A 25,204-nucleotide genomic window follows, 5' to 3' on the forward strand; every position below is an offset into this window, starting at 1 on the left:
TTTTCTTCCTATCGACATGAGACCGCACTGGAGAACTACCGATGAGCCGAGTCCGTAAGAACAGCCCCGGACGGATCCTCTTTGTGGGATCGGGTCCCGGTGACCCGGCGCTGCTCACCGTCCGCGCGCGCGACGTGCTCGCGTCGGCGGCGCTGGCCTTCACCGATCCCGACGTCGACAAGGGCGTGACGGCTCTGGTCGGCACCGCGCTCGGCCGCGATCCGGAGACCGACGAGCCGATCGCCGAGGTCCGTCCCGCGCTCGGCGAGCCCGCGGAGGTCGCCAAGACCCTCGTCGCCGAGGCCAAGAACGGCCACGACGTGGTCCGCCTCGTCGCCGGCGACCCGCTGACCACCGACTCCGTGATCGCCGAGGTCTCGGCCGTCGCGCGCACCCAGGTGGTGTTCGAGGTGCTGCCCGGGCTGCCGTCCGGGTCCGCGGTGCCGAGCTACGCCGGCATGGCGCTGGGTTCGGCGCACACCGAGGCCGACGTGCGCGGCGAGGTCGACTGGGCGGCGCTGGCCGCGGCCCCCGGCCCGCTGGTGCTGCACGCGAGCGCCGCGCACCTCGCCGAGACGGCCAGCGCGCTCGTCGAGCACGGGCTGGCCCCGCAGACCCCGGCCGCGATCACCGTCCGCGGCACCACCCGTCAGCAGCGCACCGTCGAGGCCACCCTGGCGACGCTCAACGACGCCGGTTCCGAACTGGTCGGCCCGCTGATCGTCACGGTCGGCAAGGTCGTCGCGCAGCGCAACAAGATGTCGTGGTGGGAGTCGCGCGCCCTGTACGGCTGGACCGTCCTGGTGCCGCGCACCAAGGAGCAGGCCGCCGACATGAGCAACCGGCTCGTCACGCACGGCGCCATCCCGATCGAGGTCCCGACCATCGCGGTCGAGCCGCCGCGCAGCCCGGCCCAGATGGAGCGGGCTGTGAAGGGCCTGGTCGACGGCCGCTACCAGTGGGTGGTGTTCACCTCCACCAACGCGGTGCGTGCCGTGTGGGAGAAGTTCGAGGCGTTCGGCCTGGACGCGCGCGCGTTCTCCGGCGTGAAGATTGCCTGCGTCGGCGAGGCCACCGCGGAGAAGGTGCGCTCGTTCGGCATCACGCCGGAACTGCTGCCGTCGGGTGAGCAGTCGAGCGAGGGCCTGCTGGCCGACTTCCCGCCGTACGACGAGGTGTTCGACCCGGTCAACCGCGTCCTGCTGCCCCGTGCCGACATCGCCACCGAGACCCTTGCCGAGGGCCTGCGCGAACGCGGCTGGGAGATCGACGACGTCACCGCCTACCGCACCGTGCGCGCGGCGCCGCCGCCGGCCGAGACCCGCGAGATGATCAAGACGGGTGGCTTCGACGCCGTGTGCTTCACGTCGTCGTCGACGGTGCGCAACCTCGTCGGCATCGCCGGCAAGCCGCACGCCCGCACGATCGTCGCGTGCATCGGACCGAAGACCGCCGAGACCGCGATCGAGTTCGGTCTCCGTGTCGACGTCCAGCCGGAGACGGCGCAGATGGGACCGCTGGTCGAGGCACTCGCCGAGCACGCGGCCCGACTGCGCGCCGAGGGTGCGCTGCCGCCTCCGCGCAAGAAGTCCCGCGCCCGCCGCTGACCCACCTTCGGGAGAACCGTGTTTCCAGTTCACCGTCCCCGTCGCCTGCGCGGTACCCCCGCGCTGCGCCGCCTGGTAGCCGAGACGTCGCTCGAGCCGCGTCATCTCGTGCTGCCGATGTTCGTCGCCGACGGCATCGACGAGCCGCGTCCGATCTCGTCGATGCCGGGCGTCGTCCAGCACACGCTGGACTCGCTCCGGAAGGCGGCGACCGACGCGGTCGCGGCCGGCGTGGGCGGGCTCATGCTGTTCGGCGTGCCGCGTGAGGAGGACAAGGACCCCGAGGGGTCCGGTGCGACCGACCCGGGCGGCATCCTCAACCGCGGCCTGGCCGCGTTGAGGACCGAACTCGGTGATTCGACGGTGCTCATGGCGGACACGTGCCTCGACGAGTTCACCTCGCACGGGCACTGCGGTGTGCTGTCGGCCGACGGCCGGGTCGACAACGATGCGACCCTGGCCCGCTACGTGGACATGGCGGTCGCGCAGGCCGACGCGGGCGCCCACCTGCTCGGACCGAGCGGGATGATGGACGGCCAGGTCGCCGCGATCCGCAAGGGACTCGATGCCGCAGGCCACACCGACGTCGGGCAGTTGGCCTACTCCGCGAAGTACGCGTCGGCGTTCTACGGCCCGTTCCGCGAGGCCGTCGGCTCGTCGCTCGAGGGGGACCGCCGCACCTACCAGCAGGATCCGGCGAACCGCCGCGAGTCGCTGCTCGAGGTGGACCTCGACCTCGCCGAGGGTGCCGACCTGGTGATGGTCAAGCCCGCGATGTCGTACCTGGACGTGCTGCGCGAGGTCGCCGACCGGTCGACGGTGCCGGTGGCCGCGTACCAGATCTCCGGGGAGTACGCGATGATCACCGCGGCCGCGCAGAACGGGTGGATCGACCGCGACGCCGCCGTACTCGAGTCGCTGCTGAGCATCCGGCGTGCCGGTGCCGACATCGTGCTGACCTACTGGGCCGCCGAGGCCGCGGGGTGGCTGTCGTGAGCGAGCAGTGGCCCGGACCTCCCCAGCAGCAGCCGGGACAGCCCGACCCCTGGCCGGGGAGCCCGCAGTACCCGGCCGGCCCCCCGCAGACGCCGGGTCAGTACCCGCCGCCGCCGTCGGTGCAGGAGCAGAAGCCGATCCCGGCCGACGTCCAGACCGCGTTCCAGTTGTGGTTCGTCGTCGCGGCGCTGGGCGTCGTGTACCTGATCGCGGCGCTGCTGTTCGTCTACAGCGACCGGACCTCGTTCGTCGACCAGCTGATGGACGAGTTCGCCAAGCAGCCCGACGTCACGGTCACCCGGTCGCAGGCGGAGCAACTGCTCGTGTTCGGCCTGGTGGCGACAGGCGTGTTCCTCACCCTCGTGCTGGGCGGGTTGACGGTGCTGTTCGACTTCAAGATGCGCAAGGGCAAGAACTGGGCCCGGATGCTGTTGACGATGGCCGGGGTGTTCACCGTGTTCTCGGCGATCCCGACCGTCTTCGGGGCGGGTGCCGCGACCGGGACGGCCGCACTCGTGATGGGCGGCGCGGGGATCCTGCAGGCGGTGGTGGCCGTCGGCGCGATCGTGCTGATGCACCGCAAGGAATCCAACGAGTACTTCCTGAACCTGCCGGTCGCGCGCTGACCGGATCGTCCGTGATTCGGTCTTCCGGGCGGTCCCCGGTACTGTGAATCGGGTCACACGAACAGGGTGTTCGAAAGACCGTTCAGGGGGTCGTGATGCACGTCGAACATCGCACCGGTGGGCGACGGGAGCTGCTGTGGATCGCGCTGATCGCGCTGTTCGGTCTGGCGACGCTCGCGCTCGTGATCGTTCCGGGTGTCCTCGCCTCCTGAGCCACCCCCGCTCGTCGCGCCCGCTCGTCCGACTGCGGTCGATGCCTCAGGATGGGGTGGTGAGTGAGTCGACCCCGCGCGTGGTGTCCATCGCGTATTGGATCTGGGTGCTGTGCGCGGCCGTCATGGTTTTGTTGGGGTTGCTGGCGTTGACGACGTCCGCCGACGCGATCCGCGAGGAACTCGGCTCCGACGCCGATTCGTTCGTGTGGCTGCTGCGGGGGATCGGGGCCACGTCGTTGGTGTTCGGTCTCGTCATCGGTTTCCTCGCGGCGCCGACGCGGGCGGGCAGTCCGCGACTGCGGCTCGTCGTCGTTGTGCTGTCGTCGGTGTTCGCGCTGGTGACGATCGCGCTGTCGGCGATCGGTGTGATCGCACCGGTGCTGTTGGTGATTCCGCTGCTGCTGGTGGTGGCGGCGGTTCTGGTGTTCCGGGAGGGTGCGCGTGAGTGGTTCCGACGCGGGCAGTCCGGCTGAGCCGGACGTGTTGTTCGACGAGCCCGGTGCCCGCTGGCGGACCGTGGCCTACGGTCCGGTGTTCTGCGTGGTCGCGCTCGTGATCGAACTGCTGACGGGGCCGGTGGTGCACTGGTTCGCCCTGACGCTGTTCGCCGCCATCCTCGCCGGCATCGTGTACGTGCAGGTGGCCGCGGCCCGTCGGCACGTGAGTGTGTCGCTGACCCGCACGACGCTGCGGCAGGGTGCCGAGGAGTTGCCGGTCGCGGAGATCGAGGCCGTGTTGCCCGCGGCCGACCCGTACGCGGACGACCCGGAGCCGTGGGAGAGCGCCCGCAGCCTCGGGGAGCTGTCCGGGGTGCCGCGTCGGCGGACGGCGATCGGGTTGCGACTGCGGGACGGTTCGCTGGTGCAGGCGTGGGCCCGCGACGACGACGGCCTACGCGACGCACTGACCGAGGCGCTCGCCGGCGTGGACGGGACGTCGGCGTGACCCGGCCGGTGGTGGTGGTCGCCGAGGCCGTCGGTGCCGTCGCGGCGCTCGTGGCGACGGTCCTGTGCTGGACCCGGGGCGTGAGCACCGGCGAGTTCGCGCCCGTCGCGCCGGATACGCCGTCCTACACCAGCGTCCACTACTCGGGCCCGTGGATCGCGGCGGCGTTCGCGTCGGTGCTCGTCGCGGGCCTGCTGGTCCTCGACGTCCGGCGCAGACTCCGTGCCCCGAGGTACCCATAGGGGGTATCATGGGGCTATGAACGGATACAGCCCGCAGCAGGAGGACCTGCTCAAGCGTCTGCGGCGCATCGAGGGCCAGGTGCAGGGCATCTCGCGCATGATCGCCGACGACCGCTACTGCATCGACGTGCTGACCCAGGTGTCGGCGGCCACGTCCGCACTGCAGTCGGTGTCCCTGAAGCTGCTCGAGGCGCACCTCGCGGGATGCGTCGTCGAGGCGGCGAAGAAGGGCGGCCCGGAGGCGGACGCCAAGGTCAAGGAGGCGTCCGATGCGATCGCGCGCCTGGTGCGCTCCTGAGCCCGGTGCGATTCTGAACCCAAGGAGGCCCACGATGGAGCACACCTATCTCGTCAAGGGCATGACCTGCCAGCACTGCGCGGCCGCGGTCACCGAGGAGATCGGCGAACTGTCCGGTGTCACCGGCGTCGACGTGGACGTCGATTCCGGCAGGGTGGTCGTGTCCAGCGACACCCCGCTGGACACCATCGCCGTCGCCGCCGCGGTCACCGAGGCAGGCTACGAACTGGTCCAGTAGGTGACCACCACCGCGCCGCGCACCGTCGAACTGAACGTCGGCGGTATGACCTGCGCGTCGTGCGCGGCGCGGATCGAGCGCAAACTCGGCAAGCTCGACGGCGTCACCGCCACCGTCAACTACGCCACCGAGCAGGCGCACGTCCGGTACGCCGATGCCGTGGCGCTGCAGGACCTCATCGACGTCGTCGAGAAGACCGGCTACACGGCCACCGTCGCGGAACCGGAGGAACCCTCCGAGGCCGAGGCGGCACGGGACCGACTCGGAACGAGGCTCGTGGTGGCCACCGCCGCGTCGGTGCCGGTGGTGCTGGTGTCGATGATCCCGCCGCTGCAGTTCGACTACTGGCAGTGGATCGCGTTCGTCCTCACCACGATCGTCGTGTTCTGGTGCGGCTACCCGTTCCACCGGGCCGCCGCCGTCACCGCCCGGCACGGGATGGCGACGATGGACACCCTCGTCTCGCTCGGCACGCTCGCCGCGTACGGGTGGTCGGCGTGGGCGCTGGTGTTCGGCACCGCCGGCCACATCGGGATGACGCACGAGTTCACGTTCCGGCCCGGCGCGCACGATCCGTCCGGCCAGATCTATCTCGAGGTCGCGGCCGGCGTCACGACGTTCCTGCTCGCCGGCCGATATGCGGAGTCGCGGGCCAAGCGCCGATCCGGCGCCGCGCTGCGGGCCTTGCTCGAGGTGGGCGCGAAGGACGTGTCGGTGCTGCGGGGCGGCGCCGAGCAGCGGATCCCGGTGTCGGCGTTGCGGGTCGGCGACGAGTTCGTGGTGCGTCCCGGCGAGAAGATCGCGACCGACGGCAGAGTCGTGCGGGGCCGTTCGGCCGTCGACACGTCGATGCTCACGGGGGAGTCCGTGCCCGTCGACGTAGGCGAGGGTGACGCCGTGGTCGGCGGCACCATCGACACGGACGGTCTGCTCACCGTGCGGGCCGAACGGGTCGGAGCCGACACGCAACTGGCGCACATCGCGAAACTGGTGACCGAGGCGCAGAGCGGCAAGGCGCACGCGCAGCGCCTCGCGGACCGGGTGTCGGCGGTGTTCGTGCCGGTGGTGCTGGTGATCGCCGCGGCGACTCTCGCGGTGTGGCTGCTGTTGGGGCACCAGACGACGGAGGCGTTCACCGCCGCGGTCGCCGTTCTGATCGTCGCGTGTCCGTGTGCGCTGGGGTTGGCGACACCCACCGCGCTGCTGGTCGGGACCGGGCGCGGCGCCCAACTGGGCATCCTCATCAAGGGGCCGGAGGTGCTCGAGCAGACCCGCCGCATCGAGACGGTGGTCTTCGACAAGACCGGCACCGTCACCACCGGCCGGATGGAGTTCGAGGATGTCGTCGCGGCGCGGGGGGAGGACCGCGACCGGGTGCTGGCGCTGGCCGCGGCCGTCGAATCCGGGTCGGAGCACCCGGTGGCACGGGCGATCGTGCGCGCGGTGCCGCGGCCGCTGCCGGTGACCGGGTTCGTGAACCGTCCCGGCATCGGCGTCGAGGGCGTGGTGGACGGTCACCAGGTCCGCGTCGGGCGCGCGCAGGGCTCACTGCCGTCCGAGGTGCGGGGTCTGCTCCCGGACGGTCGGACGTCGGTGATCGTGTCGTGGGACGGCCGGGTGCGGGGTGCGCTGGTCGTTGCGGACGCCGTCAAGCCCACCAGCGCCGAGGCGATCCGCGAGATCCGCGACCTCGGCATGACCCCGGTCCTGCTCACCGGCGACGCGGAGGCCGTCGCGGCCGCGGTCGCGCGCGACGTCGGCATCGACCGGGTGATCGCGGAGGTGCTGCCCGACCAGAAGGCGGCGACGATCGCGCGACTGCGCGAGGACGGCGCCGTCGCGATGGTGGGCGACGGCGTCAACGACGCCGCGGCGCTCGCCACCGCCGACGTCGGCATCGCGATGGGCACGGGCACGGATGCGGCGATCGAGGCGAGCGACCTGACGCTCGTGCGCGGCGACCTGCGGTCGGTACCCGACGCGATCCGGCTGTCGCGGCGCACCCTCGCCACCATCAGGGGGAACCTGTTCTGGGCATTCGCCTACAACGTCGCGGCGATCCCGCTGGCCGCGACCGGTCTGCTGAACCCGATGATCGCGGGCGCCGCGATGGCGCTGTCGTCGTTGTTCGTGGTGGGGAACAGCCTGCGGCTCAGGCGGTTTCGCTGATCGCATGAGCGCGCGGGGGCCGCACCGCGCGCGATCCGCGACAGTTCGTCGGTGACATGCGCGTCGAACGCGCTCATACTTCTGAGATGGCATACCTGAAACCGCCGCTGCTGGTCCGCGAGGTGTTCAACCGTATCGCCCTCGCCACCGGTGTCAGCGGCACCGAGAAGATCACCGTCACCGGCCGGCGCAGTCACGAGCCCCGATCGGTGCCCGTCGTGCCCGTCGACGTCGACGGGGTGCGCTACCTCGTCTCGACTCGCGGCGAATCGGAGTGGGTCCGCAACCTGCGCGCCTCCCCCGAGGTGGACGTGAGCCGACGTGGCCACACCGCGCACTACACCGCCACGGAGGTCCCCGTCGCCGCCCGGGAACCGATCATCGCGGCGTATCGGGTGAAGGCGGGCAGGACGGTGCAGGGCTACTGGGACAAACTGCCGGATCCCGTCGACCACCCGGTGTTCGCGCTCACGACCGCGGGCTAGCGGGACCGTCCCGGATGCGGATCCGTCCCGCGCGTAAACCGCTGTCGGGGGCGGGGGCCGTCATGGCGGCGGCGGTCATCGGACTGGGCGCGGTGCCGACGGCGTGCGCGGGGCCCGAGGAACCTGGCGCGTCGTTTCCCGATCTCGCGGTCACCACGGTCATGGAGGGTCTCGCCCGGCCGTGGGACGTGGTGATCGCCCCCGACGGCACGATCCTCACGGGTGAGCGCGCGGGCCGCTTCGTGGCCGAACGCCCCGACGGGAGCACCGGCGAGGTGAACGCGGACCTGTCGGATCTGTACGCGCAGGGCGAGACCGGGCTGATGGGCATCGCTCTCGCCGCCGACTTCGCGACCAGTCGCACCGTCTACACCTGCCAGGGCCACCGCGACGCGTCCGGCACCGACATCCGGGTGGTGTCGTGGACGGCGGACCCGGGATGGACCGCCCTCACCCGCACCGGCGCCGTCGTGACGGGGATGCCGGTGGGCGCGGGCGGCCGGCACGGCGGGTGCCGCATCCTGGCCCACCCGGACGGCACCTTGTACATCGGCACCGGCGACTCGGCGCGGCCCACGGTGCCGCAGGATCGGAACTCGCTGGGCGGCAAGGTGCTGCACGTCGACACGGACGGATCGCCGGCGTCCGGCGATCCGGACCCCAGCAGTCCCGTGTTCACCCTCGGGCACCGCAACGTGCAGGGTCTGGCGCTGCAGCCCGGAACCGGCCGGCTGTACGGCATCGAGCAGGGCACCGACCGCGACGACGAGGTGAACCTGCTGCGCGCGGGCGCCAACTACGGATACCGCCCCGATCGCGAGCCGGGCGTCTACGACGAGAGCGTGCCGATGACCGATCCCGACCGGGTTCCCGGCGCCGTCGCGGCCGTGTGGAGTTCGGGAAAGCCGACGATCGCGACGCCCGGTGGCACGTTCGTCTCCGGCGCCGGCTGGGGCGTATGGGACGGCGCGCTCGCCGTCACGAGCCAGCAGGGACAGGAGTTGCTGTTCCTGAAACTGTCGGACGACGGTGACAGCGTGACGGATTCGCACTCGGCGCTCGCCGGCGACTACGGACGCCTGCGCTCGGCCACCCGGATGGCGGACGGCAGCCTGCTGGTCACCACCGACAACGGCACGAACGACAGAGTCCTGCGCGTCGCACCGGCGCCGCGGTGACGCGAACCGGGTGCGGTGCCCGACGGCGGGCTACCGGCCGTCGGTGCTCGGAGCGTCGAGCATCACCGCGCCGGCGAGCGCGTCGGGGACACCGAGTCCGTCGACGAGGGTCGCGGCGTGCGGGCGCAGCGAGCGGCAGCGCTCGTTGATGCCGCGGCGCACCGCCTTGGCGCGCTCCACCGAGAGCAGGCGGTGCTCCATGAACCACGCCTTGTCCTCGTCGATCACGGTGAGCGCGAACAGGTCACACAGATCGCCGAGCAGGTCGCGGGCCGTCTCGTCGGCGCACGCGTCGATGCCGGCGATGAACGCCTCGAGCACCACCCGGTCGATGTGGGCGCGGGCCGCGTGCAGCACGTGGTCCTGCACGAAGTTGAAGGCGGCGAACGGGTCGTCCTCGCGCTTGCGCGCGGCCTGCAGGCGCCGTGCCGCGGTCGCGAGCAGGTACTCCTCGCGGTCCTCGAACATCGTCAACTGGGTGCCGCGGTTGAAGAGGCTGCCGTCCTCCTCGCTGTCCTGGCGGGTGTCGAGGATCGTCTGGATGATCTGCTGTGCCGCGGTGCGCTTGCGGACAGCGTCACCGAACGCATTGGCGGCGAAGGTCATCCACTCGACCGGGCTCATCCCGCGCACCTCGTCGGCGTACTTGGTGAGCAGTTCCTTCGCGACCAACTGGGTGAGCACCGTGTTGTCGCCCTCGAACGTGGTGAACACGTCGGAGTCGGCCTTGAGTGCCGTCAGGCGGTTCTCGGCGAGGTAGCCGGCGCCGCCGCAGGCCTCGCGGCACTCCTGGATGGCGCGGGTCGCGTGCCGGGTGTTGGCGGCCTTCAGTCCCGCCGCCCGCGACTCGAGTTCGCGTTGATCGCCCGGGTCGACCTCGGTCGCGGTCTGGATGTCGTGCATCTTCGCGACCAGTTCGTTCTGCGCGAAGCCCAGCGCGTAGGCGCGCGCGACGTGCGGCAGCAGACGCTGCTGGTGTGCGAGGTAGTCCATGATCGGGACCTCGGGATCCGGCGTGGCGTCGCTTCCGCTCGGTGCACTGAACTGCTTGCGCTGCAACGCGTACCGGGTCGCGATGGTCAGCGCCACCCGCGCCGCCGCGGCGGCCGACCCGCCCACCGTCACCCGCCCGCGCACGAGCGTGCCGAGCATCGTGAAGAAGCGGCGGTTCTTGTTCTCGATCGGCGACGAGTACACGCCGTCGGCGTCCACCGACCCGTACCGGTTGAGCAGGTTCGTGCGCGGCACCCGCACCTGGTCGAACACGATGCGGCCGTTGTCGACACCGGGCAGGCCGCCCTTGTAGCCGCAGTCCGACGTCGTCACACCCGGCAGGTCGTTGCCGTCGGCGTCCCGGATCGGCACCAGCAGGCAGTGCACCCCGTGCGACTCGTCGCCGACGACCAACTGCGCGAACACCGCGGCCGTCCGCGCGTGCTCGGCCGCGCCGCCGATGTAGTCCTTGCGCGACGACGCGGTGGGGGAGTGGACCACGAACTCGTCGGTGGCCGCGTCGTAGGTGGCGGTGGTCTCGAGGCTCTGCACGTCGCTGCCGTGCCCGGTCTCCGTCATCGCGAAGCAGCCCAGCAGGTCCAGGTCGATCATCGGACGCAGGTACTCGGCGTGATGGTCCTCGGTGCCGAGGTTCTCGATGGCGCCGCCGAACAGTCCCCACTGCACGCCGGCCTTCACCATCAGCGACAGGTCCGACATCGCCAGCATCTCGATCGCGGTCACCGCGGCGCCGGGCTCGGCCCCGCTGCCGATGTCGACACCGAAGCCGCGGTCGACGAATCCGCCGGCCGCGAGGACCCGCAGTTGCTCGAGCGTCTTCGCCCGGGCGCGGCCGAGGTCCGGGGTGTAGTGAGGTCGGAACTCGTCGGTGGAGAGGTCGACGCGGGCCTTCTCGCGCACCTCCGCCCACCGGCCGTCGAGGGTCGTCCGCAGGGAATCCGCCGTGGTCGCCATGTTCCGAACGTAGTGCGGGCAGGCGCGTCCTGCTGGGGAACGGTCCGGCGCCCGACCTGCGCGAACGGACACGCCGACGCGATGTGATTCCGGCCACCTCCTACACCCTGTCGTTGGCAAATTCGACAGAACTGGGACACTGGAAGCCGTGACTGCTGCCTCCAGCGGGTCCGGCTCGGGACCCGATCTTCGCGACGCTCGTTCCGCCCAGCTCTTCGACCGGGCGTCCAAGGTCATCCCCGGAGGCGTCAACTCCCCGGTCCGCGCTTTCGGTTCCGTCGGCGGTGCACCCCGTTTCATCGAGAAGGCCTCCGGCTACACGCTCACCGACGTCGACGGCAACGACTACGTCGATCTGGTGTGCTCGTGGGGCCCGATGATCCTCGGCCACGCGCACCCGGCCGTCGTCGAGGCCGTGCAGAAGGCCGCCACCACCGGGCTGTCGTTCGGTGCCCCCACCGAGGGCGAGATCGCGCTCGCCGAGGAGATCGTCTCCCGCGTCGCCCCCGTCGAACAGGTCCGCCTGGTCAACTCTGGCACCGAGGCCACCATGAGCGCGGTCCGCCTGGCCCGCGGCTTCACCGGCCGCTCCAAGATCGTCAAGTTCTCCGGCTGCTACCACGGCCACGTCGACGCGCTGCTCGCCGACGCGGGCTCGGGCCTGGCCACGTTCGGCCTGCCCACCTCGCCCGGCGTGACCGGCGCGCAGGCCGAGGACACCATCGTCGTGCCCTACAACGACCTCGAGGCCGTGCGCGCCGCGTTCGCCGCGAACCCCGGCGAGATCGCGTGCGTCATCACCGAGGCCGCCGCCGGTAACATGGGCGCGGTCGCGCCGCTGCCCGGCTTCAACGAGGGCCTGCGCGCCCTCACCACCGAGCACGGCGCGCTGCTGATCATGGACGAGGTCATGACCGGCTTCCGCGTCAGCCGCTCCGGTTGGTTCGGCCGCGACGGCGTCGCCGGCGACCTCTACACGTTCGGCAAGGTCATGAGCGGCGGCCTCCCCGCCGCCGCGTTCGGCGGTCGCGCCGACGTCATGGCCAAGCTGGCCCCGGCGGGCCCCGTCTACCAGGCCGGCACGCTGTCGGGTAACCCCGTCGCCGTCGCCGCCGGGCTGGCGAACCTGCGCGCCGCCGACGACGCCGTGTACGCGGCGCTCGAACGCAACGCGCAGACCCTCGGCACGCTGCTGGGCGACGCGCTCACCGCGGAGGGCGTGCCGCACCGCGTCCAGTACGCCGGCACCCTCGTCAGCGTGTTCTTCACCGAGAACCCCGTCACCAACTATGCGGAGGCCAAGGCCGCCGACACGTGGCGGTTCCCCGATTTCTTCCACGCCCTGCTCTCGCGCGGCATCTACGCGCCGCCGAGCGCGTTCGAGGCGTGGTTCGTGTCGTCCGCTCTCGACGACGACGCCTTCTCGAAGATCGCCGACGCCGCGCCCCACGCGGCCAAGGCTGCCGCCGCCGCCAAGCACTGACCCACCGAACCACAGCGAACAGGGACGACTACCGTGACCGACGCCGACAACGCGAGCGCTGCCGACATCTCCGACAACTCCGACACCCGGACCATCGTTCACGTGCTCCGGCACGGTGAGGTGCACAACCCGGGAGGCATCCTCTACGGACGCCTCCCGAACTTCCGGCTGTCGGTGACCGGTGAGTCGCAGGCCCGCGCCGTCGCCTCGGCGCTCGCGGAGCACGACATCACGCACGTCGTCGCGTCGCCGCTGCAGCGGGCGCAGGAGACGGCCGCGCCGATCGCCGAGAAGCACGGTCTGCAGATCGTGACCGACGCCAACCTCATCGAGGCCGCGAACGACTTCGAGGGCCTCAAGGTGGCCGTCGGCGACGGTGCGCTGCGCCGGCCCCGGCACTGGTGGAAGCTGCGCGACCCGTTCACCCCGTCGTGGGGCGAGCCGTACCTGCAGATCGCGCACCGCATGCTCGCGGCCGTCAACACCGCCCGCGTCGCCGCCGTCGGCCACGAGGCCGTGTGCGTGAGCCACCAGTTGCCGGTGTGGACACTGCGTCGCTTCCTGCAGGGCGAGCGGCTGTGGCACGACCCGCGCAACCGGCAGTGCGGTCTCGCCTCCCTGACGTCGCTGGTCTACGAGGGCGACACGCTCGTCGACATCGTCTACTCCGAGCCGGCCGGTGCGTCGGACCCCAGGGTGACCGGCGCATGAAGTTCCCATCCCTCCGGTTGGCGGCTGCGGCATGCACGCTGGTCGTCGCCGCGACCGTCGCCGGCTGTGCCGGTGGCGACGACGCTGTCGTGCAGGGCGGCGGGTCGTTCGTCTTCGTCTCGCCCGGCGGCAAGACCGAACTGTTCTACGATCCGCCGTCCGAGCGCGGCACCGTCGGCAACGTCTCCGGACCCGACCTGATGACCGAGGGCAAGACCACGTCGCTGTCGGATTTCGAGGGCCAGGTCGTGGTGCTCAACGTGTGGGGTCAGTGGTGCGGGCCCTGCCGCGGTGAAGCCGACGACCTCGAAGAGGTCTACGAGAACACCAAGGACCTCGGGGTCCAGTTCCTCGGCGTCAACGTCCGCGACCACACCAAGAACAAGGCGCAGGACTTCGTCGTCAACTACAACGTGACCTATCCGTCCATCTACGACCCGGAGATGCGGACGCTGCTCACCCTCGGCAAGAACTACCCGACCAGCGTGATCCCGACGACGATCGTGCTGGACCGCCAGCACCGCGTCGCCGCCGTGTACCTCAAGGAACTGCTGGCGAGCGATCTGCAGCCCGTGGTCGAGCGGATCGCGCAGGAACCGCAGGACCAGGGATGACGACCGACACGATCCTGTTGGCGAGCGTCGGCGAGACGTTCCAGACCACCGCCTCGACCGGGCCGCTGCTGCTCGCGCTCGGCGCCTGCCTGCTCGCCGGTCTGGTGTCGTTCGCGTCGCCGTGCGTCGTGCCGCTCGTCCCCGGCTACCTGTCGTACCTGGCCGGAGTGGTCGGCGCCGACGCGCCCGCCGTCACCGCGACCGAGGCGCAGACCCGGACCAAGACCATCCGCGACGGGCGCCTGCGCGTCGCGGGCGCCGCGGGACTGTTCGTGGCCGGATTCACCGTCGTCTTCGTGCTCGCCACCGCGACGGTGTTCGGCGCCATCGAGGCGCTCACGATCAACCGGGAAGTGCTCCAGCGGGTCGGCGGCGTCGTCACGATCGTGATGGGTCTGGCGTTCGTGGGGCTGATCCCGGCGCTGCAGAAGGACACCCGGTTCGCGCCGAAGCAGGTGTCCGGACTGATCGGCGCTCCGCTGCTCGGCGGGGTGTTCGCACTCGGCTGGACGCCGTGCCTGGGTCCGACGCTCGCCGGTGTGATGTCGGTGGCTGCCGGCACCGAGGGGGCGACCGCGGTCCGCGGCGTGGCCCTCATCGTCGCCTACTGCCTGGGCCTGGGCCTGCCGTTCGTCCTGGTGGCGCTCGGATCGGCGCGGGCACTGCGCGGCGTCGGCTGGCTGCGCCGCAACAGCCGGACGATTCAGATCTTCGGCGGAATCTTGTTGATCATGGTCGGTATCGCACTGGTCACCGGCGCGTGGGACCAGTTCGTCGGCTGGATCCGCGACGCGTTCATCACGGAGGTGGTCCTGCCGATATGACGGATCGAGACACACTGACAGCCGACGCTGCACCCGCCGAGGCCGAAGCGCCGCGGCCGCCGCGCCAGTCGCCGCTCGGCCGCGTCGTCGCCGCAATCCGCAACGTCTGGCGTGGGCTGACGTCGATGCGGACTGCGCTGGTGCTGCTGTTCCTGCTGGCGCTCGCCGCGATCCCCGGCGCGCTGCTGCCGCAACGCAGCCTCAACGAGAGCAAGGTCAACGAGTACATCGCGAACCGGCCGACGCTCGGTCCGATCATGGACAAGCTGGAACTGTTCGACGTGTTCGGCAGCTTCTGGTTCACCGCGATCTACGTGCTGCTGTTCATCTCGCTGGTCGGCTGCATCGTCCCGCGCTGCGTCGAGTACGCCAAGGCGCTGCGCTCCAAGCCCGTCGCGGCCCCGCGCAACCTGGGCCGGCTCCCGCACCACCACGTCGCGACCGTCGACGAGGACCCCGAGTCCGTCGCCGCGCGGGTGCGGAAGCAGCTTCGGGGCTGGCGCGTCGAGCAGCGGGTCGGCGGCGAGCGCGCCAAGCACCCGGGCGAGATCACGCTCTCGGCGGAGAAGGGGTTCCTGCGCGAGGCCGGAAACCTGGTCTTCCACCTGTCGCTCGTGGCGCTGCTCGTTTCGATCGCGGTCGGCAAGATCTTCAGCTACGAGGGCAACGTGATCGTCGTCGCCGACGACAACTCGGGCCTGTGCACCACCTCGCCGGCGGTCTTCGACACGTTCCGGCCCGGACTCGCGTCGGACGGCACCGGCCTGAGGCCTCTGTGCGTCCGCGTCGAGGACTTCTCCGCCGACTACCTCGACAACGGTCAGGCCGAGATGTTCCGGTCGAACATCTCGTACCAGGCGGGCGAGGACATCGAGACGAACACCTGGCGGCAGACGGAGCTGCGGGTCAACCATCCGCTGCGCGTCGCGGGTGACCGCGTCTACCTGCAGGGCCACGGGTACGCCCCCACCTTCACGGTGACGTTCCCGAACGGTGAGTCCCGCACCGAGACGCTGCAGTGGCAGCCCGACGACGCGACGACGTTCCTGTCGAGCGGCGCGATGCGGTTCGACCCGCCCGGCGGCATGTACCCGAACGAGGACGAGCGGCGCAAGAATCAGATCGCGATCGAGGGCCTGTTCGCGCCGACCGCGGTGTTCCACGGCAGCCTGCTGTCGTCGGGCTACCCGGCCATGAACGATCCGGCCGTCGCGATCGACATCTACAAGGGCGACACCGGCCTCGACACCGGTCTTCCGCAGAACCTGTTCTCGCTCAACAAGGAACTGGTGAACCAGGGCCGGTTGGTGAAGCAGGAGCGGGTGAACCTGTTCCCCGGTGAGAGCAAGACCCTCGCCGACGGCACCCAGGTTCGCTTCGACGGCGCCGTCGACTTCGTCAACCTGCAGGTCTCGCACGACCCCGCGCAGCAGTGGGTGCTGGTGTCGGCCCTCGTGATGATGGGCGGCCTGCTTGTCTCGCTGGTCGTCAAGCGTCGCCGGGTCTGGGTACGGATCTACCCCGCGAAGGATCCCGACACCGTGTCGGCTACATTGACCGAGGGTGAACGACGTACGGTAGTAGAGCTCGGCGGGCTTGCCCGGACGGATCAGGCCGGCTGGGGCGACGAGTTCGATCGACTGCGCACCCGCCTTCTGGGTGACGGCACGGCATAACGGACAACACGAGCGCGCAAGCGCAGGAGATGAATTCATGACGATCAACGAGACACTCGCTCGCTACAGCGACTGGTCGTTCGAGTCGGCGTTTGCGATCTACGTGCTGGCCACGGTGCTGCTGATCGCGCGGTACGCGTCGATGCGTGCCCGCGAGGTGCAGGAGCGCGAGCTCGTGACCGCAGGCGGCGGTCCGGTCGCCACCGAGTCACAGGCCCCGGGCCGGGTTGTCGAGCAGCCTGGCAAGACGTGGTCCGAGAAGCTCGGCGGCATGGGCTACGCCCTACTGGTCGTCGGCATCGTGCTGCACATCACCTCGATCGTGCTGCGCGGTCTGGCGACCGAACGCTTCCCGCTCGGCAACATGTACGAGTTCGTCACGATGGCGTGCGCCGCCGCGGTGATCGCGGGCATCGTCGCACTGCGCAAGACCACGGACCTGTTCGTGTTCCTGCTGGTTCCGGTGCTGGTCCTGATGTTCCTCGCGGCGACCGTGCTCTACGCGGACGCGGCACCGGTGGTTCCGGCGCTCAAGTCGTTCTGGCTGCCGATCCACGTCACGATCATCAGCGTCGGCAGCGGCATCTTCATGGTCTCCGGCGTCGCGAGCATGCTGTTCCTGTACCGCATCCGGTTCCCGAAGGGCGAGGAGAGCACCGGCCCGTTCGGCAAGCTGGCGCAGCGTCTGCCCGACGCGCAGACCCTCGACCGTCTCGCCTACAAGACGACGATCGTCGCGTTCCCGCTGTTCGGTGCCGGCATCATCCTGGGCGCGATCTGGGCCGAGGCGGCCTGGGGGCGGTTCTGGGGCTGGGACCCCAAAGAGACCGTCTCCTTCATCGCGTGGGTCATCTACGCGGCCTACCTGCACGCGCGTGCGACGTCGGGTTGGCGCGACACGAAGGCCGCATGGATCAACGTCGCCGGCTTCGTGGCGATGCTGTTCAACCTGTTCATCATCAACATGGTGGTCTCGGGCCTGCACTCCTACGCCGGCCTGAACTGACGCCCTGCACAGCTGAAGGGGCCCTTCATGCGCTGACGGCGTGTGAAGGGCCCCTTCAGCTGTAGGGGCCGGGCGACCGGGGCCGGGTAGCGGTGTCCCGGTAACGAGAAACGGTCGCCGTGCATCTGCACGGCGACCGTTGTCGAATCCGTATTGCCTGTCCGATTCGTCCCGCTCGATGGCGGACGCACAGCCTCGTCCTGCCCTCCGCCCGCGCGCTGACCAGTGCCCGCCTTCGCGCGGGCTCCCGTCAGTTCTCCGGGTCGGTGGGGGTGTCGGTTCCGGGACGTGGCCCCGACTGTCGGCGGTGGTTCTCACGATCCACACGCCACAGGAACTCGGGGTCGTCGTCCGGTCCGACGACTCTGCCGACCTTGCTGTCGCTACCGCCTCGGACTGCGGTGGTGGCGGTCGGGCCGAACGCCTTCCAGAAAAGGACAGCGAGCGTAACCAGGCCGATGAACGCCAGTAGGTAGATCACGGTGCACCTCCTGTTACGAGGGTAGCCGTGTCCGGGGCGACCGGGTATCTACCTGGCGGACGTCCAGTCGGACCTCACCGATCAGGAGTGATGAGCTTCGGTGGTCAGGGACGAGAGCAGCGCCATCACCTCGGCCTCACGGAACCTCCGGTGTCCTCCGGGGGTGCGCAGAGATCCGAGCCGGCCGGCGTGCGCCCAACGCGTGACGGTCTTGGGGTCGACATGGAACAGTGCGGCGACCTGGCCCGGGGTCAGCAGGGCTTCCTTGGCGCCGTTATAGGTGGGTGCGCTCATCGATCCTCCAAGTTTCGGGGCCGACCACTCGATCGGCCGGGGAGATTCGGGACCGGTTCGTTTGTCGACCGGCTCCGACATAGTGGCACCACACCCCCCAGGTACTCGAACAATCTAAAGTTGGTAAAGGGGAGGTAATAGACAAATCGGACTAGTCGGACCCCGATGTCTCGGCTGGGTATACGAATTCGGCGATCCGGGTACGAACCGGGCCGACTGCCCCTAGGGTGGGGCCCGCCTGCGCTGGGCGTAGTAGTCCGATCCGACCGCCGAATCTGCAGTCGGACCCACCGTCGAGACGCGCCGAAGTCGACCGTCCGGGTGGAATTCGAGAGGTACCGGGTAGTGAATCGTCACTCTGCGTTCCGGCCCCGTTGATCTTCCGATCCGTGGGACCGTGCGCCATCGACCGGCGTTCTCGCAGGCCGCCGTGCGGCGGTCGGTACCCTGGTCGTGTGAGTGATGCAGCGCAGAATCGTCCTGACCAGGCCCGCAATGCGGGCAACGCCTCCGCCGGCGCCGTGACGACGGGGACCCTCGTCCGCGACGTCGCCCTGTACTCGGTGGCCCGCCTGGGCCTCGTGGTGCTCCTCGCGGTCGTCATCCTGTTCGGCGGCAAGCTGTTCGGTGTCGACGTGCCGCTGATCGTCGCCGCGCTGTTCGCGGTTCTGATCGCGCTGCCGCTGTCGCTGGTCCTGTTCGCGAAGCTCCGCAAGAAGGTCAACGTGGATATCGCGGCGGTCGACGAGAAGCGTCGCGCCGACAAGGCGGACCTCCATGCCAAGCTTCGGGGTGAGGACCGCCGGTGACGGCCGTCGTCGACCGGCGGGGTAGCCGGGCCTGGGTCGACAATGCGGTCCGCCTCATCGAGGCCGACGCCCAGCGCAGCGCCGACACGCACCTGCTGCGCTACCCGCTGCCGCCCGAGTGGAACGTCCAGCTGTACCTCAAGGACGAGTCCACGCACATCACCGGCAGCCTCAAGCACCGGTTGGCACGCTCACTGTTCCTGTATTCGATCTGCAACGGCTGGATCACCGAGAACACGACAGTGATCGAGGCGTCGTCGGGCTCGACCGCCGTCAGCGAGGCGTACTTCGCGAAGCTGCTGGGGCTCGAGTTCGTCGCCGTGATGCCCGCGAGCACGAGCCCGGCGAAGATCGCGCTGATCGAGGCTCAGGGCGGCCGCTGTCACTTCGTCACGGATCCGTCGAGCATCTACACGGAATCGCAGCGGCTTGCGGCCGAGACCGGCGGCCACTACATGGACCAGTTCACTCACGCCGAGCGCGCCACCGACTGGCGCGGCAACAACAACATCGCCGAGTCGATCTTCACGCAACTGCAGCAGGAGGATCATCCGATCCCGGAGTGGATCGTCGTGGGCGCCGGCACCGGTGGCACCGGCGCCACGATCGGCCGGTTCCTCCGCTACCGCAAGCACGACACCGGTCTGTGCGTGGTGGACCCGGAGAACTCCGTCTTCTTCGACGCGTGGCAGTGCAGCGACTGCACCGCCGTCTCCACCTCGGACCGCGGGTCCCGGATCGAGGGCATCGGTCGCCCGCGTGTCGAACCGTCGTTCATCGGGCAGGTCGTCGACCGCATGGTCAAGGTGCCCGACGCGGGTTCGATCGCCGCGATGCGGCACGCCAGCACCGTGCTCGGACGGAAGGTGGGCGGCTCGACCGGCACCAACCTGTGGGGTGCGTTCGGTCTGGTCGCCGAGATGCTCGAACAGGGCCGCAGCGGCAGCGTCGTGACGCTGTTGTGCGACGGCGGCGAACGGTACGCCGGCACGTACTTCGACGACGACTGGGTGGCGTCCGAGGGGATCGACCTGTCCGGGCCGACGGCCGTGCTCGACGAGTTCGCGCGCACCGGCCGCTGGACCGGCTAGCGGGGGCCTCCCGGGCCGATCGGGACGTGCCGGGTCATCGCGACCCGCGGCCAGCGGTCCAGGCCCCGGGCGGCCTCGTGCTCGCGGACGGCGCGCAGACCGGGGCCGAGGTCGCCGTCGGCGACGATCGTGAAGCCGAGGTGCGCGTAGTACGGCGCGTTCCACGGCACGTCGACGAACGTGGTCAGCGTGATCTCGGGCAGGCCGCGGTCGCGGGCCCATTCCTCGACGTGGTCGATCAGTTGCGCGCCCAGTCCGCGACGGGCGTGGACGGGATGCACCGACACCTGCTCGATGTGGGCGTTGCCGTCGACGACGTCGACGACACAGAACGCCGCCGCGGGTGCCGACCGCGGCGCCCACACCCACGCGCGCCCGTCGGCGCGGTACTCCTCGAACCACGCGATCGGGGGAGCGTGATCGTCGGCGACCTCGTCCATCCCCAGGGTCCGGAACGCCGCGCCCGCCGCCACGTCGACCTCCTGGAGACGAGGCAGGTCGGCGGGCTCGGCGAGGCGGATCATTCGTCGGGTCCGAGCTCAGCCGCGGGAGACGACCTGCGACGCGACGGCGGTACCGGCGGCGACGACGCCTACGGACGGCCACGCGCCGATCTTCTTGGCCAGCGGGTGCGAGCCGCCGAATGCCGCGACGTAGGTTCCGAGCAGCGCCGCCGCGCGGCCCGGGCCCGAGCTCTTGGCCCAGCTGTAGGTGCAGACGCCGCCGACCGCCGCGAGCACCGCACCACCGAGCTGACGGTTACCGGTCTGCCGGGCGACGGCGTACCCGCCGACGAGTCCGGCGGCGGCGAGGGCGGAGGTGGCGGTCTTGTTCAGCATGGTGGCTTCTCCCGTTCGGATCGTGGGTCTTCGATTCGAGGCTAACCACGCCGGCGGGGTGCGTGTCGGGCGGCCCGCATGAGAATGCTCACGCCCTCTTTCTCGCTGTCCGGGAAATCGCGTGTGCGAGTGCGGCAGTGGGCTCGATCATCAGAGCGTCCCCGTACTTCGAGGAGGAGTCGTGTCGTCAGAACCCGCGCAGTCCGCGCAGTCGTCCCGTCCAGCGTTTCGCCCTGGCCCCCTGCTCCCGGGTAAACGGGCCGTCGTCACCGGGGGTGCGCACGGGATCGGCGCGGCGATCGCCCGGTCGTTCGCGGCCCACGGCGCCGCGGTCCTGGTCGCCGACGTCGACCCCGATGCGGCACGCGCGCTCGAATTCGACGCCGCCGCAGGAGGTTCGATCGAGGTCCTCGCGTACGACGTCCTCGAGCCGGCGGTGCCGGCGCGGATCGTGGACTTCGCGCCCGACGTCCTGGTGAACAACGTCGGTCACTTCCTGCGTCCGCCGCGGCCGTTCGCCGAGACGGAACCCGAGTTCTGGGCGCAGGTCGGCGGCATCAACCTCGACCACGTCCTGCGGCTCACGCGGGCCGTGCTGCCCGGCATGGCGGAGCGGGGGCGCGGGGGCTCGATCCTGAACCTCACGACCGTCGAGGCGCACCGCGCGATCCCCGGGCACAGCGTGTACGCGGCGTACAAGGCCGCCGTCACGCAGTTCAGCCGCAGCCTGGCCGTCGAGGTCGGCCGGATCGGGGTCCGGGTCAACGCGATTGCGCCGGATCTCATCGAGTCGGTCCAGGTGCCGTACACCGAGTGGTTGTCGGAGGAGGAGTGGGCCAAGTGGCCCACGTGGGCGCCGCTGGGCGGGCCGGGGCAGCCGGACGACGTCGCCGGTGCCGCGTTGTTCCTGGCGTCCGACCTCGGGCGGTACACGACCGGTTCGACGGTCCACGTCGACGGCGGCACGTTCGCGGCCGGGGGTTGGTTCCCGAAGCCGGAGGGCGGGTGGACCAACCGTCCGCGCAATCCGTGACCTTTGCGGCTCGCGGGCCTGACCACGGTAGGCAACCTACGGTTCCGTAGGTTGTGTACCGTGGTCGGCGGGTGGGGTGATCCGAAGGAGATGCGACATGACCCGGCCCGAAGTCACGCTCGACAACTACGAGGACGTCTACAGCTTCTACCTGGATCATCAGCAGAACCGGTTGCTCGCCAAGGCCGCCTACGCCGCGTTGAGCGCGCGCTTCCGTCCGCGGGTCCGGTATGCCGTCGGAGCGCGCGAACGCATCCAGGGACTGCTCGCGTCCGGTACGCCGCTCATCGTCGTCGCGAATCACCTCTCCGACCGGGACCAGTACACGCTCGCCGCGACCGCGTGGCAGACCCCGCTGCGTCGCGCGATCGGACGGACGAGGGTCCTGGCGAAGGACGAACTGTTCGCCGAACCGGGACTGCGCCGCAAGGTCGACTTGATGGGCTCGATCCCGGTGTTCCGCAGCAAGAACCACGGGATGCGGGCCGTCGCCGAGGCGGGCCGGCGCATGATGGACGTCTCGGCGGAACGCCTGCGCCGCGGTGACGTCCTCGCGATCTTCCCGGAGGGCACCTGCAACGAGGGCGATCCGGCGCGCCTGCAGCAGATCAACAGCGGGGTCGGGCACATCGCGGTCAAGGCGCGCAAACTCGGGGCGGCGCCGGCGCTGCTGAGCATCGGCATCAGCTACGGGCCGAGCGCGGACGCCGGTCGATCGGCGGAGGTCTACGTCGGTGAGCCCGTCACGGACCTGCCGGCCAAGCCGATGGACGTCACGCGGGTGGTTGCGGATCGACTCCAGGCCGCGGTGGACGAGGCGGTTGCCGGACGGTGACCGCTCACCGGGTCGCGGCGCGGTAGGTCTCGAAACAGCCCTCCACGAAACGCTTCTGGTCGAGCTCTCCCACCTGGATGATGCCGCCGCGATACCAGATCTGGGTGGCCGCGGAGATCTGCGCACCCGTGCTGCACCACTGCCGGATCTGCAGATCGCTCGGGTCGCGCGCGGTGAACTGCTTGTACATCACGGCCTGGCTCTCGCCGTACTCGCGGCCTGCAGACGCCGACGCGTCCGCCAGGTGGGTCAGCTGTGAGGCCAGGACACCGGTGGCGACGAGCAACACGGCGGCAGCGAGTGCCGTCCACCAATTGACACGGCAGGCGGTCATGTCGAAAAGCCTAGTGGAGGGATGCGCGGATTGTCCTCGTTCTCCGCGTATTTCGCCCCGGGGTTTCCGGCTGTCGGTGCCGGTTTTCGTGGCAGGCTGGAACCATGGACACGAACCTGGCGGCGTTCTTCTCGGCCCTCGATCAGTTGGTCCGCAAGACGCCACTGCGGATCGACCGTCCGCGTGGGAGCGCGCATCCCAGGTTCCCGGAGGTGGTCTACCCCGTCGACTACGGGTACCTCGAGGACACCGCCGGTGGTGACGGCGAGGGCGTCGACGTGTTCCGCGGGTCGGCCGACGGCGCGGGCGTCGTCGGGGTCGCCCTCACCGCGGACCTGACGAAGCGGGACGTCGAGGTGAAGGTTCTGCTCGCCTGTTCGGAGGACGAGATCGATCTCATCGGGCACTTCCTGCACGAGCGCCTCCGGTTGAACGCCGCCCTCGTCCGCCGACCGTGACGGGCGGGACGGTGCCGACGCCCGAGCCGAGAGGCTTCGTGCCAGCATGAGTGCATGACATTCGTGATACGCCTGGTGATCAACGCGATCGCCATCTGGCTCGCCTCGCAGTGGGTGAGCGGCATCGAGATCGCCGACTCGGGGGAGGGGACCGGCAACGATGTGCTGATCATCCTCGGCATCGCCCTGGTCTTCACCGTCGTCAACGCGTTCGTGAAGCCGATCGTGCAACTGTTCTCGCTGCCCCTGCTGATCCTCACGCTCGGCCTGTTCACGCTCGTCATCAACGCCTTGATGCTGTTGCTGACGTCGTGGATCAGTTCGCAGACCGACTGGGGTCTGAGCGTCGACGGCTTCTGGACCGCGGTGTGGGGCGCGCTCATCATCTCGGTGGTGAACTTCGTGCTCAGCGCTCTCGTCCCGGACAAGAAGTGACATGACGATCAGGCGGGTCGTGCCCGACATCCACGTGCGTTCGATGGACGAGAGCCGGGATTTCTACGGTGCGCTCGGGCTCGTCGAGGTGATGGACCAGGGGTGGGTGACGACGATGGCATCGCCGTCGAATCCCACTGCCCAGGTGACGATCATGGGCGAGGACGCGACGGCGTCGCAGAACCCCGACATGAGCATCGAGGTGGACGACGTGGATGCCGTGTACGAGACGATGGTCGCGCGTGGCGCGACCATCGTCCACCCGTTGCGGGACGAGGAGTGGGGCGTGCGGCGGTTCTTCGTCCTCGACCCGGACGGGCGTGTCGTGAACGTCCTCGGGCACCGCGCCTGAGCGGCAGCCGGTTTCGCGGCGGTCGGCCTCAGCCCAGGCCGAGCGCCAGTCCGGTGGCCGCGGCCCACACCAACATGGACTGACCGGTGATCGCGAGCGCCGGAATCAGTGCCGGGCCGTGGTCACCGCCGCGCACCGGGGCATTCGCCTTGACCGCCAGCGGCAGTGCGAGCAGGCCGACCAGCGCCCACGGTGTGCGCACCACCAGTGCGAGCGTGACCACGAAGGGGACGGCCAGCAGCACCAGGTGCAGCGTGCGGGTGCGTGCGTCACCGAGTTTGACTGCGAGCGTGATCTTTCCGGACTCGGTGTCGGTGGGGATGTCGCGCAGGTTGTTGGCCACCAGCACCGCGCTCGAGTACGAGCCGACCGCGATCGCCGTGAGCAGGCCCGCCCAGTCGACCCGGCCCGCCTGCACGAACTCGGTGCCGAGCACCGCGACGAGGCCGAAGAACACGAACACCGCGATCTCGCCGAAACCGCTGTAGCCGTACGGCTTCTTTCCTCCGGTGTAGTACCAGGCGCCCAGGATGCAGACGGCGCCCACCAGGATCAGCCACCACGCCGACACGAGCGCCAGTGCGACGCCCGCGACCGCGGCCACGGCGAAGCAACTCATCGCGGCGGCCTTGACCGACGCCGGCGAGGCCAGACCCGATCCCACGAGGCGCAGCGGACCGACCCGCTCGTCGTCGGTGCCGCGGATGCCGTCCGAGTAGTCGTTGGCGAAGTTCACCCCGACGATCAGGGCGAGTGAGACGACCAGCGCGAGCAGCGCCTTCCACCACACCGCACCGTCGAGGGACGCCGCCGCACCGGTACCGGCGAGCACCGGCGCGATCGCGTTCGGGAGGGTGCGCGGGCGGGCGCCCTCGATCCACTGGGAGACAGAAGCCATGTGGCGATCCTTTCACCCTCGCCGAATCGGGTGGCCGCACGGTCGGGTGCTCCCATAGGCTGGG

31 protein-coding genes are annotated in these 25,204 nt (G+C 70.1%); 24 read left to right on the forward strand and 7 right to left on the reverse strand.

Annotation, left to right across the window (positions count from 1 at the left end; translation table 11 throughout):
• Window positions 1–41 precede the first annotated feature (41 nt).
• From EGT67_RS08040 to EGT67_RS08090, 11 genes are all read left to right on the forward strand, one after another.
• Window positions 42–1,607 (forward strand): bifunctional uroporphyrinogen-III C-methyltransferase/uroporphyrinogen-III synthase, encoded by a 1,566-nt coding sequence (locus tag EGT67_RS08040; protein ID WP_127915539.1) that lies wholly within the window; start codon window positions 42–44, stop codon window positions 1,605–1,607.
• An 18-nt stretch (window positions 1,608–1,625) separates the two neighbouring features.
• Complete coding sequence (gene hemB / locus EGT67_RS08045) at window positions 1,626–2,603, forward strand: porphobilinogen synthase (RefSeq protein ID WP_127915540.1); 978 nt, start codon at window positions 1,626–1,628, stop codon at window positions 2,601–2,603.
• Window positions 2,600–3,229 (forward strand): hypothetical protein, encoded by a 630-nt coding sequence (locus tag EGT67_RS08050; RefSeq protein ID WP_127915541.1) that lies wholly within the window; start codon window positions 2,600–2,602, stop codon window positions 3,227–3,229. The genes hemB and EGT67_RS08050 overlap by 4 nt, the downstream gene beginning before the upstream one ends.
• 271 nt (window positions 3,230–3,500) lie before the next feature.
• Window positions 3,501–3,917 (forward strand): hypothetical protein, encoded by a 417-nt coding sequence (locus EGT67_RS08055; protein ID WP_127915542.1) that lies wholly within the window; start codon window positions 3,501–3,503, stop codon window positions 3,915–3,917.
• Window positions 3,886–4,389 (forward strand): hypothetical protein, encoded by a 504-nt coding sequence (locus tag EGT67_RS08060; RefSeq protein WP_127915543.1) that lies wholly within the window; start codon window positions 3,886–3,888, stop codon window positions 4,387–4,389. The genes EGT67_RS08055 and EGT67_RS08060 overlap by 32 nt, the downstream gene beginning before the upstream one ends.
• On the forward strand, window positions 4,386–4,631 hold the full coding sequence (locus EGT67_RS08065) for a hypothetical protein (protein ID WP_206612315.1): 246 nt from the start codon (window positions 4,386–4,388) through the stop codon (window positions 4,629–4,631). Before EGT67_RS08060 ends, EGT67_RS08065 begins: the two co-directional genes overlap by 4 nt.
• 16 nt (window positions 4,632–4,647) lie before the next feature.
• Window positions 4,648–4,929: a metal-sensitive transcriptional regulator gene (locus EGT67_RS08070; protein WP_013416995.1), complete on the forward strand. Its 282-nt coding sequence runs from the start codon at window positions 4,648–4,650 to the stop codon at window positions 4,927–4,929.
• A 34-nt stretch (window positions 4,930–4,963) separates the two neighbouring features.
• Window positions 4,964–5,167, forward strand: coding sequence for a heavy-metal-associated domain-containing protein (locus EGT67_RS08075; protein WP_127915544.1), 204 nt, complete (start codon window positions 4,964–4,966; stop codon window positions 5,165–5,167).
• Window positions 5,168–7,336 (forward strand): heavy metal translocating P-type ATPase, encoded by a 2,169-nt coding sequence (locus tag EGT67_RS08080; protein WP_127915545.1) that lies wholly within the window; start codon window positions 5,168–5,170, stop codon window positions 7,334–7,336.
• An 86-nt stretch (window positions 7,337–7,422) separates the two neighbouring features.
• The gene (locus tag EGT67_RS08085; protein WP_127915546.1) at window positions 7,423–7,821 is read left to right on the forward strand and encodes a nitroreductase family deazaflavin-dependent oxidoreductase; all 399 of its coding nucleotides are present in this window, start codon (window positions 7,423–7,425) and stop codon (window positions 7,819–7,821) included.
• 14 nt (window positions 7,822–7,835) lie between these two features.
• Entirely contained in the window at window positions 7,836–8,999 is a 1,164-nt protein-coding gene (locus tag EGT67_RS08090; RefSeq protein ID WP_127915547.1) for a PQQ-dependent sugar dehydrogenase, read from the forward strand.
• A gap of 30 nt (window positions 9,000–9,029) precedes the next feature.
• Here EGT67_RS08090 and EGT67_RS08095 read toward each other — a convergent pair whose 3' ends face one another.
• Window positions 9,030–10,967 carry an acyl-CoA dehydrogenase family protein gene (locus tag EGT67_RS08095; RefSeq protein WP_127915548.1) on the reverse strand — a complete coding sequence of 646 codons (1,938 nt, stop codon included), beginning with the start codon at window positions 10,965–10,967 and terminating at the stop codon, window positions 9,030–9,032.
• 148 nt (window positions 10,968–11,115) lie between these two features.
• On the opposite strand from EGT67_RS08095, the gene hemL reads away from it, so the two are divergent.
• The 6 genes from hemL to ccsB are packed head-to-tail and all read left to right on the forward strand — an operon-like array spanning window position 11,116 to window position 17,281.
• The gene (gene hemL / locus EGT67_RS08100; RefSeq protein WP_127915549.1) at window positions 11,116–12,450 is read left to right on the forward strand and encodes a glutamate-1-semialdehyde 2,1-aminomutase; all 1,335 of its coding nucleotides are present in this window, start codon (window positions 11,116–11,118) and stop codon (window positions 12,448–12,450) included.
• Window positions 12,451–12,483: 33 nt separating this feature from the next.
• Window positions 12,484–13,161, forward strand: a complete 678-nt coding sequence (locus tag EGT67_RS08105; protein ID WP_421958105.1) for a histidine phosphatase family protein — start codon at window positions 12,484–12,486, stop codon at window positions 13,159–13,161.
• Entirely contained in the window at window positions 13,158–13,775 is a 618-nt protein-coding gene (locus tag EGT67_RS08110) for a TlpA disulfide reductase family protein (RefSeq protein ID WP_127915550.1), read from the forward strand. Before EGT67_RS08105 ends, EGT67_RS08110 begins: the two co-directional genes overlap by 4 nt.
• On the forward strand, window positions 13,772–14,599 hold the full coding sequence (locus tag EGT67_RS08115; protein WP_127915551.1) for a cytochrome c biogenesis CcdA family protein: 828 nt from the start codon (window positions 13,772–13,774) through the stop codon (window positions 14,597–14,599). Before EGT67_RS08110 ends, EGT67_RS08115 begins: the two co-directional genes overlap by 4 nt.
• On the forward strand, window positions 14,596–16,275 hold the full coding sequence (gene resB, locus EGT67_RS08120; protein ID WP_127915552.1) for a cytochrome c biogenesis protein ResB: 1,680 nt from the start codon (window positions 14,596–14,598) through the stop codon (window positions 16,273–16,275). The genes EGT67_RS08115 and resB overlap by 4 nt, the downstream gene beginning before the upstream one ends.
• A gap of 37 nt (window positions 16,276–16,312) precedes the next feature.
• A complete protein-coding gene (gene ccsB / locus EGT67_RS08125) occupies window positions 16,313–17,281 on the forward strand; it encodes a c-type cytochrome biogenesis protein CcsB (RefSeq protein WP_127915553.1) in 969 nt (322 codons plus the stop codon).
• 250 nt (window positions 17,282–17,531) lie between these two features.
• On the opposite strand, the gene EGT67_RS08130 is transcribed toward ccsB, so the two are convergent.
• Entirely contained in the window at window positions 17,532–17,762 is a 231-nt protein-coding gene (locus EGT67_RS08130) for a hypothetical protein (RefSeq protein ID WP_127915554.1), read from the reverse strand.
• An 81-nt stretch (window positions 17,763–17,843) separates the two neighbouring features.
• Window positions 17,844–18,056 (reverse strand): BldC family transcriptional regulator, encoded by a 213-nt coding sequence (locus EGT67_RS08135; RefSeq protein ID WP_005518137.1) that lies wholly within the window; start codon window positions 18,054–18,056, stop codon window positions 17,844–17,846.
• Between the two features lie 455 nt (window positions 18,057–18,511).
• Here EGT67_RS08135 and EGT67_RS08140 point away from each other — a divergent pair, with 455 nt between their 5' ends.
• Both EGT67_RS08140 and cds1 read left to right on the forward strand, forming a co-directional pair.
• Window positions 18,512–18,865: a DUF4229 domain-containing protein gene (locus tag EGT67_RS08140; protein WP_127915555.1), complete on the forward strand. Its 354-nt coding sequence runs from the start codon at window positions 18,512–18,514 to the stop codon at window positions 18,863–18,865.
• Window positions 18,862–19,956 (forward strand): L-cysteine desulfhydrase Cds1, encoded by a 1,095-nt coding sequence (gene cds1 / locus EGT67_RS08145; RefSeq protein WP_127915556.1) that lies wholly within the window; start codon window positions 18,862–18,864, stop codon window positions 19,954–19,956. The genes EGT67_RS08140 and cds1 overlap by 4 nt, the downstream gene beginning before the upstream one ends.
• Here the strand turns inward: cds1 and EGT67_RS08150 are convergent.
• On the reverse strand, window positions 19,953–20,480 hold the full coding sequence (locus EGT67_RS08150) for a GNAT family N-acetyltransferase (RefSeq protein WP_127915557.1): 528 nt from the start codon (window positions 20,478–20,480) through the stop codon (window positions 19,953–19,955). The genes cds1 and EGT67_RS08150 overlap by 4 nt on opposite strands.
• A 15-nt stretch (window positions 20,481–20,495) precedes the next feature.
• Window positions 20,496–20,795 carry a hypothetical protein gene (locus tag EGT67_RS08155; protein ID WP_127915558.1) on the reverse strand — a complete coding sequence of 100 codons (300 nt, stop codon included), beginning with the start codon at window positions 20,793–20,795 and terminating at the stop codon, window positions 20,496–20,498.
• Window positions 20,796–20,976: 181 nt separating this feature from the next.
• On the opposite strand from EGT67_RS08155, the gene EGT67_RS08160 reads away from it, so the two are divergent.
• Window positions 20,977–21,828 (forward strand): SDR family NAD(P)-dependent oxidoreductase, encoded by an 852-nt coding sequence (locus EGT67_RS08160; protein WP_127915559.1) that lies wholly within the window; start codon window positions 20,977–20,979, stop codon window positions 21,826–21,828.
• 97 nt (window positions 21,829–21,925) lie between these two features.
• Entirely contained in the window at window positions 21,926–22,663 is a 738-nt protein-coding gene (locus EGT67_RS08165; RefSeq protein WP_127915560.1) for a lysophospholipid acyltransferase family protein, read from the forward strand.
• 4 nt (window positions 22,664–22,667) lie between these two features.
• On the opposite strand, the gene EGT67_RS08170 is transcribed toward EGT67_RS08165, so the two are convergent.
• Complete coding sequence (locus EGT67_RS08170; RefSeq protein ID WP_127915561.1) at window positions 22,668–22,997, reverse strand: succinate dehydrogenase; 330 nt, start codon at window positions 22,995–22,997, stop codon at window positions 22,668–22,670.
• A 104-nt stretch (window positions 22,998–23,101) separates the two neighbouring features.
• Here EGT67_RS08170 and EGT67_RS08175 point away from each other — a divergent pair, with 104 nt between their 5' ends.
• Genes EGT67_RS08175 through EGT67_RS08185 form a run of 3 tightly spaced genes read left to right on the forward strand, consistent with a single transcriptional unit; the run spans window position 23,102 to window position 24,242 of the window.
• Complete coding sequence (locus tag EGT67_RS08175; protein WP_127915562.1) at window positions 23,102–23,455, forward strand: inorganic pyrophosphatase; 354 nt, start codon at window positions 23,102–23,104, stop codon at window positions 23,453–23,455.
• 54 nt (window positions 23,456–23,509) lie between these two features.
• Window positions 23,510–23,890 (forward strand): phage holin family protein, encoded by a 381-nt coding sequence (locus EGT67_RS08180; protein WP_127915563.1) that lies wholly within the window; start codon window positions 23,510–23,512, stop codon window positions 23,888–23,890.
• A 1-nt stretch (window position 23,891) separates the two neighbouring features.
• Complete coding sequence (locus EGT67_RS08185; protein WP_127915564.1) at window positions 23,892–24,242, forward strand: VOC family protein; 351 nt, start codon at window positions 23,892–23,894, stop codon at window positions 24,240–24,242.
• A 28-nt stretch (window positions 24,243–24,270) separates the two neighbouring features.
• Here the strand turns inward: EGT67_RS08185 and EGT67_RS08190 are convergent, their stop codons facing one another.
• Window positions 24,271–25,140, reverse strand: a complete 870-nt coding sequence (locus EGT67_RS08190) for a 1,4-dihydroxy-2-naphthoate polyprenyltransferase (protein ID WP_127915565.1) — start codon at window positions 25,138–25,140, stop codon at window positions 24,271–24,273.
• Window positions 25,141–25,204: the final 64 nt, after the last annotated feature.

The organism is Prescottella agglutinans, from assembly GCF_004011865.1.
GTDB classification, from domain to species: Bacteria; Actinomycetota; Actinomycetes; order Mycobacteriales; family Mycobacteriaceae; genus Prescottella; species Prescottella agglutinans.